Origin of the sequence: Bradyrhizobium sp. S3.2.6 (assembly GCF_040546885.1) — a bacterium.
In the GTDB taxonomy this organism is placed as follows: domain Bacteria; phylum Pseudomonadota; class Alphaproteobacteria; order Rhizobiales; family Xanthobacteraceae; genus Bradyrhizobium; species Bradyrhizobium cytisi.
The window spans coordinates 157,802-169,697 of sequence record NZ_JBEPOS010000011.1; the positions used below are offsets into that span (position 1 = coordinate 157,802).

An 11,896-nucleotide genomic window follows, 5' to 3' on the forward strand; every position below is an offset into this window, starting at 1 on the left:
GATCATGGTTACCAGGAGTTTCCCGGACAAAACGCCAGCCGCAGCAGGCTTCAGGACACGTCCGGCCCATAGGCCGCAGCGATCCGGCCGCCAACAATACCGCTGCCGACTTCGGCCACAGGACGCGTGGTGCGGCGGGCCGCTTCGCCCTCGACCACCCGCCAGGCGGTACGGTCGGCGAGCAATGCGGTCAGGACGGCGTGGTTGAGCTTGTGACCGCCACGCACCGAGCGATAGGCGCCAAGCAGCGGCAGGCCGGCCAGCGCGAGATCGCCGATCACGTCCAGCACCTTGTGGCGGGCGCATTCGTCGGCGTAGCGCAGGCCCTCGGTGTTGAGCAGCCGCTCGTCGTCGAACACGACGGTATTTTCAAAGGATGCGCCGAGCGCATAGCCCGCGCTCCAGAGCCGGGCAACATCACCCATCAGACCGAAGGTCCGGGCACGGCCGACTTCGCGGCGGAAGCGCTCGGGGCTCACGTCGAAGCCACAGCTCTGCCGGCCGATGACGGGATTGGTGAAGTCGATCTCCACCTCGGCGCGGAAGCCGTTGGCGTAGGGCCGGATCTCGCCGAAGGCGTCGCCGATCTTGACCGAGACCGGCTTCAAAACCTGGATGAACCGGCGCTGCGCCGGCTGGTTGACGATACCGGCCTGATCGATCGCCGCGATGAACGCAGCGGCGCTGCCGTCCATGATCGGTACTTCGGGACCGTCGACCTCGATGGTGGCGTTGTCGACACCCATGCCCCGCAGCGCAGCCAGCACGTGCTCCGCGGTAGAAACCAGCGGACCGCTGCGATCACCGAGGACGGTCGCGAAGTCGGTCGCGATCACCTGCTCGGCGGTCGCCTGGATCTCGCGGTCACGTCCTTCGAGTCCGGTGCGGACAAAAATAAAGCCTGCATCGACAGGTGCAGGTCCAAGCGTAAGGGTGACTGGAAGACCGGAATGAACGCCGACGCCGGCCACACTGGCTTGCGCGCGAAGCGTTGTTTGCCGGCTAAATTTCATCAGGAACCGCCCCACTACGACCCATTGCGACTTATACTAAACCCGACTGATCGATCGAGATCGACCGTCCGAATCTCCGTATCCCCAAGTCACGCCGAACCATAGTCACTGCCTTAAACAGCGCCAACTCACGCTTTTTTACCGATTGTTACCCCAAACCAGCCGTATTCGCGCCAAGGCTTAACCAAATTGCGCCGGGGTTTAGGGCCGTTATCGGCAGCTTTACTGAAGCACCGAACCTGTAATTAATGATTTAAAATCAGTTGCTTGAACGCTCAATCCGGATATGCACGGCACCAAAGGAAAGGCCCCGGCAAGCTTCCCGCCGGGGCCTTTCTGCGTCTGCCTTATTGTAACAATCCTCAGGTCGCCTGCCGCCGCAGGAAGGCCGGGATATCAAGATGGTCGTCTCCCTGTGGCGCCGGCGCAACAGGCGCGGGGCGACCATGGGCGTCGAGACCCTGCGGCGCGGGCCGGCGGGCATATTCCGACACCGGTTCGCTGGCGGCGATCTGCTGCTGCACCGTTCGCTGCGCCTTGCGCTCGGGCAGCGCCGGCATGGCGGGACCGGCGGTGCGGGCGGCGATCGGGGCCTCGGTCTCCTCGTCGCGACGGCCGAGGCCGACATTGGCAAGGCGCTGGAGCAGCGACAGGCGGGTCTTTTGCGGCGTCTCTTCCTCAACCTCGCCACGGGCCTGACGCAGCTCGGCCTGGGCCGGCATCGGCAGCTCGTCGAGGCGCGGCATCCGCGGCGCGCGCGCCGGGGCACGCTCGGCCTGCGGTGGGATGAAGGTTTCCGGCGTCATTGGCTCATGCATGGCCATCGGCGCCTGCTCGGGCTCCGGAAACAGCGTGGGCTTCTGCGCGATCGGGCGCACGGTGACGTCGCCATAGGTCTGCATCGGCGCGGGCGCCTGCGGGACTTCGGAAACGGCAGCCGCGATGGCCGCAAGCGCCGCACGTTCGACATTGGAACGCGGCGCGATCGGAGCAGCAGCGACCGGCGCGGTACCCGGGATCTGCGATTCCAGCTTCTGAGCGCGCTCGGCCATGCGCTGGTTGTCGGCGCGGAGACGCGCGGTCAGGTCGGCGAGACGGCTCTCGGCAGCGGCGGCCGGAGCCGCGGGAGCCTGCTGGACCTGAGGTGCCGCGTTCGCAACCGGAGCGCTGGTGCCCTGGGTATTGCGGGCGATCGCAGCCTGCTCGATCCCGGTGGCGACGACCGAGACGCGGATCAGGCCGTCGAGCGCTTCGTCGAAGGTCGCGCCGACGATGATGTTGGCGTCCTGGTCGACTTCCTCGCGGATGCGGGTCGCGGCTTCGTCGACCTCGAACAGGGTGAGGTCCTTGCCGCCGGTGATGGAGATGAGGAGGCCCTTGGCACCCTTCATCGAGCTGTCGTCGATCAGCGGGTTGGCGATCGCGGCCTCGGCGGCGGTCAGCGCGCGCTTGTCGCCGGAGGCTTCGCCGGTGCCCATCATCGCCTTGCCCATTTCCCTCATCACCGCTCTCACGTCGGCGAAGTCGAGGTTGATCAGGCCTTCCTTGACCATCAAATCTGTGATGCAGGCCACGCCCGAGTAGAGCACCTGGTCGGCCATCGCGAAGGCGTCGGCAAACGTGGTCTTCTCGTTGGCAACCCGGAACAGGTTCTGGTTCGGAATAATCAGGAGCGTGTCGACAACCTTGTGAAGCTCGTTGATGCCGGCTTCAGCGGTGCGCATGCGGCGGCCGCCTTCGAAGTGGAATGGCTTGGTCACGACGCCGACCGTGAGGATGCCCATGTCGCGGGCGGTCTTGGCGATGACGGGAGCTGCGCCGGTGCCGGTGCCGCCGCCCATACCGGCGGTGACGAACACCATGTTGGCGCCCGAGAGATGGTCGCGCAGCTCGTCGATGACTTCTTCCGCGGCAGCAGCGCCGACGTTCGGCTGCGAGCCGGCGCCGAGGCCCTGCGTCACCGCGGTGCCCATCTGCACGATGCGCTGCGCCTTCGACATCGTCAGCGCCTGCGCGTCGGTATTGGCGACCACGAAGTCGACGCCCTGGAGGCCGGCCGTGATCATGTTGTTGACGGCGTTGCCACCGGCGCCGCCGACGCCGAACACGGTGATGCGGGGCTTCAGTTCGTGAATATCAGGAGCATTGATGCTGATGGTCATGTTTGCCTCTCGATCACGCGCGCGTGGGTTCGCCCCGGCCTGCGGCCGCGGGAGTTGGTGAAAATCGACAATTGCGGAAAGCGGTCATCAGAAGCCCTCGCGTAGCCATCGTCCGACCTTTCCGAAATAACCGCCTGTTCCTGTCCTGACCTGCTGCCGCGTTTGCCGCGGTTCGACATGTTCGTGGTGAACATATTGCGGGTAGACGAGAAGTCCGGCCGGCACCGCGAACGCGGCGTTCTTCGCCTCGTTGGGCAGCCGGCCAAAACCGAGCGGACGTCCGACCCGCACGGGCCGGCCGAGAATCTGGGTTCCGAGCTCGACGAGGCCGGTGAGCTGCGAGGCTCCGCCGGAGAGCACGACACGGCCCTTGGGCTCTGCCGCGAAGGGCGAATCCTTCAGCTTGTCCCGAACCATTTCGAAGACTTCCTCGGCACGATGCTTGACGATGGTGGCGATGGTGGCGCGCGAAACGATCTGCGGCAGATCCTGGTCGTCACCGGCTGTCGGTACAGACATCAGCTCACGCGAGTCCGATCCGCCGGTGATGACGGTGCCGTATAACGTCTTGATTCGCTCGGCATCGGCAATGGTCGCCGAGAGTCCGCGCGCGAGATCCATCGTGATGTGTTGCCCGCCGACCGCAAATCCGGCCGCGTGCACGAAACGTCCGCCGGAATAGACCGCGATGGTGGTGGTGCCCGCACCCATCTCGACCACGGCAGCGCCGAGATCGGCCTCGTCGTCGGTTAGCACCGACAGGCCGGCCACATAGGGGCTCGCCGCCATGGCTTCGACGTTGAGATGGCAGCGTTCCACCGCCAGCATCAGGTTCCTCGCCACGGTGGCGTCGCAAGTGACGACATTCATGTCGACGCCGAATTGATGCGCAACCATGCCGCGGGGATCGCGGATGCCTTTGACGCCATCGAGCGTGTAGCCGACCGGCAGCGCATGCAGCACGGTACGGCCCTCGCCGGTGGCGTGGCGCATGCCGGTGGAGGTGACGCGGCTGACATCGGCCGGCGTCACTGCGCCGCCGCGGATATCGGCTGCCGCCTCGACCAGCTGGCCCGCGAGACGACCGCCGGAGACTGACAGCAAAACGGACTCGACCCGGACCTTGGCCATTTTCTCCGCAAGCCCGACGGCCTGGCGCACCGCCTGCTCGCATTCGGCGAGATCGACCACCGCGCCGGCCTTCATGCCGCGCGACTGGATCTGGCTGTAACCGATCAGTTCGACCGCGTGGGTCCGGCCGCCCAAGGCCTCGCTCGGCGCCGACGGCTTCAGCCGCGCGATCATGCAGGCGATCTTGCTGGTGCCGATGTCGAGGCAGGCGACGAGACCGCCGCGCTTGTGCGGCATCGGGCGCGTCTTCGGCGTCTGGGTGCGATCAAGACCGGTCATGCGGCGTCCCCGGCCTTCTTTTTCTTCTTGTCCTTGAACAGATCCTCGCGCGCCTTTGCGGCGTCATCGGACAGCTGCACCACCAGACGGTCGGGCAGGCGCATGTCGATCGCGACGATATCCTTCGAGAACAGCCTGTCGTCCTTATCGAGCTTGGAGAGCGCAGCCAGTGCGTTGCCGACATCCTGCTCCGGAAGGCGAATGTCGAGGCCGTCCTTCAGCCTCAGGTTCCAGCGCCGCTCACCGACATAGATCGCGGCTTTCGTCACCGAGTTCACCTGCGGATAGCGGGCGAGCAGCGCGAGGAAGTCGCGGGCCTGCGTGTCGGCGCCCTTGCCGACCACGAGCGGCAGCGACAGGAACCGGCGCGAGACATAGGGTTCGAGTAGCGCGCCGTCGTCGGCGATGACGGAAAGCCGGCCGGCATCCTGCCACAGCGCGAACGCCTTGCGCTCGGTGATCTCGATCATGAGTCGGCCCGGATAGAGCTTCAGCACGGTCGCGTCCGCAATCCAGGGATTGGCCTTGAGCTTATCGCGGACGTCATCGGCAGCGAGGAACAGCAGCGAAGAGCGGCCGCTGACGCCGCCGATCGCAAGGATCTCGTCCTGGCTGAGCTGCTTGCGGCCGTTGATCACGACCGAGGTGATGCGGAAGCCGGCCGAATTGGCCATGGCGTTGCGCGCGTCGCTGACCGCCGTGATGAAATCCTGGAGATGGCCGCCCTTGACGGTGCCGAGGCCGCAGCTGCCGATCAGCAGCAGCACGGTCAAGCTGATCCCGACCCGGCGCGGCAGATAGCGCTCGACCAGCGCGACCAGGCGCGGTGGCGGCTCGCGCTCGACGACAGCCTTGGCCTTGATCCGTTGCTTGGCAGCAGCGCGCGTCTGTTCAAGTCTTTCCTGGCGCCTGTCCTGGACCCACTCGCGCAGAAGCACGACCGCTCCGATAGCGGCCGCCTTCAGGTCAGCTTGGGGCCTCAGCGATCTCAAAAACGACCGGGTGAGGCTTCCTGCACCATCCATTGCACGAGCTCGTCAACAGTTTGCCCACGACACCGCGCGGGTCCTGGCGAATGTGACATCTCGGTCTGCCGGGCCGGGTGAGGGTCTTCGGCAGAAGAAACCGCTCCCCTTCAAAGCGTTCGCCGGTCGGGGACAATCCGAAACAGCTCACGCACCGGCAGCCAAAACGCCATATGCGCCGCCAGCGTTAACCTTCGGACTTCCTGGTAAACAAAAGGTAAAGTTCGTTAACGGAGAATGCTTTTTGCCCAGCTCTGTGAGGCAGTTATGCCACGATATCCGGCATTTTACCGGTTTTGGGCACCAAACCGGCCGTTTTCGCCTGTCAGCCGTTAACCAATCCTAACTATTTCCGCACCCGCCGCACCGCCAGCTCGATCAGGTCGCGGAGGAAGTCGACAAACGCGATGCCCTCGGCTTTCAGCGCCTTGGGGTAGAGCGAGGACTTGGTCAGCCCGGGCAGCGTGTTGGTTTCGAGATAGACCAGCTCCTTCTCCGAGACGATGAAGTCCGAGCGGGAATAGCCGGCGCAGGACATCGCACGATGCGCCAGCATCGCCTGGGTCTTGAGCGCGGCGGTGACCTCGGGGGTGAAGCGGCCCGGGCAGATTTCCTGGGTCGACTTCAAAAGATATTTTGCGGCGTAGTCGAAACTGCCCTCGCCCGGAATGATCTCGATCGGCGGCAGCGAGATGATCGAGCCATCGGTGCGCTCCAGCACGCCGCAGGTCGCCTCGACGCCGGCGATGTACGGCTCGATCACATATTCCTCGTGTTTCGCGGCATTGCGGACGGCGACGAGATCCTGCTTGGCGTTGACGAAGATGAGGCCATAGCTGGAGCCATCGCGCGCCGGCTTTGCAATCAGCCTTCCGTACTCGGCGAAGGCATCATCGATATTCTCGAGTGCGATATTCTCGGGCGGCGTCACGCCACCGAGCGCGGCAAAGCGCTTGGCCGCGATCTTGTCGAAGGCGAGATGCGAGGAGGCCGAGCCGGAGCCTGTGAACGGCACGCCACGCGCCTCGCACATCACCTGCAATTCGCCGTTCTCGGCGCTGCCGCCATGGAGGCTGAGCACGAGGACGCGGTCTTCAGTCCTGGCCCTGTCGAGCGCCTGCGCCAGCGGAATGCCGCGCGTGCCAGGCTTGAACTCGTCCTCGAAGGGCCGGGAATGTTCGAGCAGCTGCTTGGTCTGCACGACGTGCACCTTGTCCTCGACGTCCCACCACCAAAGATCGGCCTCGGGCAGCGCCTGATGCAGCGCCTGGGCTGAAGCGACGGAAACCAGACGCTCTCGATTGGAGCCGCCAAAGAGGATCGTGGTGCGCATGTTCTCTCGTCGCCTGTTTGCCTCGTCGTTCAAGCGGAAACCCCGATCCGCTTGATTTCCCAGTGCAGCTCAATTCCGGAATTCGTCTTCACGCGTTCGCGCACCGTCTCGCCCAGCGTCTCGATGTCGTGCGCGGTGGCATCGCCCGTGTTGATCAGGAAATTGCAGTGCATCTCGGAGACCTGCGCGCCGCCGACGCGCAGGCCGCGGCAGCCTGCGGCATCGACCAGCTTCCAGGCGGAATGGCCGGGCGGATTCTTGAAGGTCGACCCGCCGGTCTTTTCGCGGATCGGCTGCGCGGTCTCGCGGTGGTTCTGCACCTCCGCCATGCGCGCGCGGATCGCATCGGTGTCCCTGATCTCGCCGCGAAAGCGTGCGGAGGTGAAGATGATGGAGGGGTCGAGGCCGCTATTGCGGTAGACGAATTTCATGTCGGCGTTGGAGAATACTTGCTTCGTGCCGTCGCGCCCGACGCCGCGCGCCTCGATCAGCACGTCCTTGGTCTCGCCGCCATTGGCGCCCGCGTTCATGCGCAACGCGCCGCCGATCGTGCCGGGAATGCCGGAATAGAATTCGAGCCCGCCGATATTGGCAGAAGCCGCGACCTCCGCGACGCGCTTGTCGAGCGCAGCCGCACCTGCGGTGACGACGTCACCGTTCGCAGCGGCCTCACCAAAAGTGCGCGGCGCCAGCCGGATCACCACGCCGGCAATGCCGCCATCGCGCACGATGAGGTTGGAGCCGACACCGACGACATAGACCGGCATATCCTTGGCGAGATGCGCGAGGAAATAAGCGAGATCATCCTCGTCCGCCGGCGTGAACAGCACCTGCGCCGGTCCGCCGACGCGAAACCAGGTCAGCTCGGCCAGCGACTGGTTGGCCAGCAACCGCCCGCGAAGATCCGGCACCGCGGCTTTGAGATCGGGCGTGATGTCGGGGAATGCCACCACCCTACCCCAGCGCCTTCAATTCGCCGGGCAGTGCGTACGCCCATTGCGTGATGTTGCCGGCACCGAGACAGACGACGAGATCACCCGACTTCGCCACGCCTTTGACGATGTCCGCAAGCTCGGAGGCTGCCGGCAGCGGGATCACCTCGCGGTGGCCATGCGCACGCAGGCTAGCTACGAAATGATCGCGGTCGATGCCGTCGATCGGCGTCTCGCCCGCGGCGTAGACGTCGGCGACGACAACAGCATCGGCATCGTTGAAGCAGGTGCAGAATTCCTCGAACAGCGATTGCAGGCGGGTGTAGCGATGCGGCTGCACCACGGCGATGATCTTGCCGTTGGTGGATTCCCGCGCCGCCTTCAGCACCGCCGCGATCTCGACCGGGTGATGCCCATAATCGTCGATCACGGTGATGCCGCTCCACTCGCCGGTCTTGGTGAAGCGGCGCTTGACGCCGCCGAATCCGGCAATCGCCTTGCGGATCGCGTCATCTGAAACGCCGAGCTCGCGCGCGACCGCGATCGCGGCCGTCGCGTTGGAGGCATTGTGACGGCCCGGCATCGGCAGCATGAGATCGGCGATCTCGTGCACAGCCCCAGTTTTGCGATCGCGGAACGCGACCTTGAACTTCGATCCGCCCCCCATCGGCGTGAGATCGACAAACTGCACATCGGCCTGCGGATTCGCGCCGTAAGTGATGATGCGTCGGTCCTCGATCTTGCCGACGAGGGTCTGCACGACGGGATGATCGATGCACATCACGGCAAAGCCGTAGAACGGCAGGTTCTCGACGAAATGCCGGAAGGCATCCTGCACGGCCTCGAAGGTCTTGAAGTGATCGAGATGCTCAGGATCGACATTGGTGACAATGGCAACATCGGTCGGCAGCTTCAGGAACGTGCCGTCGCTCTCGTCGGCCTCTACCACCATCCAGTCGCCGGCGCCGAGACGCGCGTTGGAGCCATAGGCGTTGATGATGCCGCCGTTGATCACGGTCGGATCGAGCCCGCCGGCATCGAGCAGCGTTGCGACCATCGTGGTCGTGGTGGTCTTGCCGTGCGTGCCGGCAATCGCGACGCAGCTCTTCAGCCGCATCAGCTCGGCCAGCATCTCGGCGCGGCGCACCACGGGAATGCGCCGCTCACGCGCCGCCATCAGTTCCGGATTGTCGCGCTTGATCGCGGTGGAGACCACGACGACCTCGGCCCCGTCGACATTCTCGGCCTTATGGCCGACCGAAACTTTCGCGCCCTTCTTGCGCAAACGGTCGAGATTGTAATTGTCGGAGGCGTCCGAGCCCTGCACGGAATAGCCGAGATTGACCAGCACCTCGGCGATGCCGCTCATGCCGATCCCGCCGATCCCGACGAAGTGGATGGGTCCGATCTCGCGCGGCAGTCTCATGCTCTATCCCATGGTTCCGTCGTCATGCCCGGGCTTGTCCCGGGCATCCACGAATCCCAAGCTACTTCATGCAAGACGTGGATGGCCGGGACAAGCCCGGCCATGACGGCAAAAATACGAAAATCGGTCCGTTTAGGCTCAGATTCCCGCGACTTTGACCACCAGATCGGCCAGCCGCTCGGTGGCGTCGAGCCGGCCCGCCCCCTTCGCCGCGGCCGCCATGGCGGCAAGGCGCGCCGGCTCGGCCGCGAAACCGGATATCTCTGCGGCGAGACGATCCGAGGTGAACTCGGTCTGCGGGATGCGAATGGCGCCGTCGACATTGGCCAGCACGCCGGCATTGGCGAACTGATCCTGGTCGATCGCGCCCGGCAGCGGCACCAGGATCGAGGGTCGGCCGATCGCGGCGAGCTCGGCGACCGTGCCGGCGCCGGAGCGCGACACCACCAGGTCGTTCGAGGCGAGCCGCGCCGGCAGATCCGTGAAGAACGGCGCGAGCTCGGCATTGATCTTGAGCTTGTCGTAGACCGCGCGCACGCGCGCCATGTCCTCGTCGCGGACCTGCTGGGTGAGGACGAGCCGGCCCCACAACGCGGGCTCGAGCCGCTCGATCGCGCCCGGCACGATGTCAGCCATGATCCGGGCGCCCTGGCTGCCGCCGACGACGAGCAGGCGCAGCGAGCCATTCACTTCGGGCGCGACATATGGCTCGGCCGCAGCGGCGAGAACCGTCGGCCGCATCGGCGTGCCAACCGTCGTAGTCTTGGCTGCCAGCGCTGGATCGCGATCGAGCACGCCCGGCAACGACGTCGCGATGGCGCGGACGCGGCTCGACAAGAAACGGTTGGCGCGGCCGAGCACCGCATTGGCCTCGTGGATGATGCCGGGCGCGCCGGCGAATTTTGCCGCGATCAATGGCGGCAATGTCGGATAGCCACCGAAGCCGATGACGGCAGCGGGCTTCAATCGCTTGATCAGGCGGTAAGCGGACAGCGTGCCGGTGGCGAGCGTGATGCCGGCATAAGCCAGCTGGACCGGATTGCGACTGCGCGCCGTCTCGCTCGCGACGACGTCGATCATGTCCTTGCTGAACAGCCCACTATAGCGCAGCGCGCGCTCATCCGTAACCAGGCGCACGCGAAAGCCGCGCCGGATCAGTTCGACGCCGAGCGCTTCGGCCGGAAACAGATGGCCGCCGGTGCCGCCCGCGGCGAGAAGAATCAAGGGGGAATTGTGCATGAATGCCCTTTTACAAGGCCTCCGCCGTCATTGCGAGCGAAGCGAAGCAATCCAGACTGTGCCCGTGGAGGGATTCTGGATTGCTTCGCTGCGCTCGCAAAGACGAAAAACTACGCGTAGCTGCGCATCGCCTCGGCATGGCCGCTGGCCTCGACCTCGGTGCGTGGGCGCAGCCGCGTCAGCGCCAGCATCATGCCGACGCCATAGGACAGCGATATGATCGAGGAGCCGCCATAGGAGATGAAGGGCAGCGTCATGCCCTTCGCAGGGATGAGCTGGAGGTTGACCGACATGTTGATCGCCGCCTGCACGCCGAACAGGATTGCAAGGCCGGAAGCCGCAAAGCGCGAGAACATGTCCTCGTTGGCATAGGCACGCGACAGCGTACGAATGACGACGAAGGCGAACAGCGTCAGCATCGCCAGGCACAGGATGATGCCGAACTCTTCGGCGGCAACCGCGAACACGAAGTCCGTATGGCTGTCCGGCAGGCTGCGCTTGGCAATGCCCTCGCCCGGTCCGAGGCCAAACCAGCCACCGTTGTAGAAGGCCTCCATCGCAGTATCGACCTGGAAAGTGTCGCCGGAGGCCGGGTTCATGAAGCGCTTGATGCGTCCGGCAACGTGGGGAACAAAAAGGTATGCGCTGAACAGGCCGGCCGCGGCCGCGCCGGCAAGGCCGAACACCCAGATCATGCGCATGCCCGCGATGAAGAACAGCGAGCCCCACACCATCAGGATCAGCATGGTCTGGCCGAAGTCGGGCTCCATCACCAGCAGCGACACCAGCATCAGCAGCAGCACCAGCGCCATCGAGGTCGCGGGCATCTCCGGCCGCTTGGTCGATTCCGCGAACAGCCAGGCGGCGATGACGACGAACGACGGCTTTGCGATTTCGGACGCCTGGATGTTGACGCCGAGCAGCGTGATCCAGCGCCGCGAGCCCTTCACTTCGGGGCCGATCGCGAGCGTCACCACGATCAGGATAATGCTGATCGTGAAGATGATCAGCGCGCTTCGCCGGATCGAGCGCGGCGACAGGAAGGAGACGCCGACCAGCACCATGAAGGACGGCGCCAGGAACATCACGTGGCGGCTGAAGAAGTGGAAGGGATCGAGCCCGATGCGGGTCGCGACCGGCGGGCTCGCCGCCAGCGACAGGATGACGCCGGTCAGCATCAGCACCAGGATCGCGCCGAGCAGCGGCTTGTCGACGGTCCACCACCACTCGGTAAAGGGGGTGCGTTCTTCACGGGAGAGCATGGGCGGCCGCTTTCGGACAGAGGTCGGCCCATTGGTCGCCGAGGTTGGTTACCGGGGGGTTAAGGCAATAGCTATCTTTCGAGATAGCATACGT

General features: G+C 65.1%; 9 protein-coding genes. All 9 read right to left on the bottom strand.

From position 1 onward, the window contains the following. Positions 1–50 precede the first annotated feature (50 nt). The gene (gene lpxC, locus ABID58_RS20730; protein WP_354034270.1) at positions 51–1,013 is read right to left on the bottom strand and encodes a UDP-3-O-acyl-N-acetylglucosamine deacetylase; all 963 of its coding nucleotides are present in this window, start codon (positions 1,011–1,013) and stop codon (positions 51–53) included. Between the two features lie 362 nt (positions 1,014–1,375). Then, a complete protein-coding gene (ftsZ, locus tag ABID58_RS20735) occupies positions 1,376–3,175 on the bottom strand; it encodes a cell division protein FtsZ (protein WP_354034271.1) in 1,800 nt (599 codons plus the stop codon). Positions 3,176–3,262: 87 nt separating this feature from the next. Further along, positions 3,263–4,585, bottom strand: coding sequence for a cell division protein FtsA (gene ftsA, locus ABID58_RS20740; protein WP_354034272.1), 1,323 nt, complete (start codon positions 4,583–4,585; stop codon positions 3,263–3,265). Next, on the bottom strand, positions 4,582–5,610 hold the full coding sequence (locus ABID58_RS20745; protein WP_354034274.1) for a cell division protein FtsQ/DivIB: 1,029 nt from the start codon (positions 5,608–5,610) through the stop codon (positions 4,582–4,584). The genes ftsA and ABID58_RS20745 overlap by 4 nt, the downstream gene beginning before the upstream one ends. Positions 5,611–5,956: 346 nt before the next feature. Then, a complete protein-coding gene (locus ABID58_RS20750) occupies positions 5,957–6,943 on the bottom strand; it encodes a D-alanine--D-alanine ligase family protein (RefSeq protein WP_354034276.1) in 987 nt (328 codons plus the stop codon). Positions 6,944–6,972: 29 nt separating this feature from the next. Further along, positions 6,973–7,893, bottom strand: a complete 921-nt coding sequence (gene murB, locus ABID58_RS20755) for a UDP-N-acetylmuramate dehydrogenase (RefSeq protein ID WP_354034278.1) — start codon at positions 7,891–7,893, stop codon at positions 6,973–6,975. 4 nt (positions 7,894–7,897) lie between these two features. Then, positions 7,898–9,301: a UDP-N-acetylmuramate--L-alanine ligase gene (gene murC, locus ABID58_RS20760; protein ID WP_148754092.1), complete on the bottom strand. Its 1,404-nt coding sequence runs from the start codon at positions 9,299–9,301 to the stop codon at positions 7,898–7,900. 138 nt (positions 9,302–9,439) lie between these two features. Beyond that, complete coding sequence (gene murG, locus ABID58_RS20765) at positions 9,440–10,540, bottom strand: undecaprenyldiphospho-muramoylpentapeptide beta-N-acetylglucosaminyltransferase (RefSeq protein ID WP_354034280.1); 1,101 nt, start codon at positions 10,538–10,540, stop codon at positions 9,440–9,442. A 110-nt stretch (positions 10,541–10,650) separates the two neighbouring features. Beyond that, positions 10,651–11,802 (bottom strand): putative lipid II flippase FtsW, encoded by a 1,152-nt coding sequence (ftsW, locus tag ABID58_RS20770; RefSeq protein ID WP_148754090.1) that lies wholly within the window; start codon positions 11,800–11,802, stop codon positions 10,651–10,653. Between the last annotated feature and the right edge of the window lie 94 nt (positions 11,803–11,896).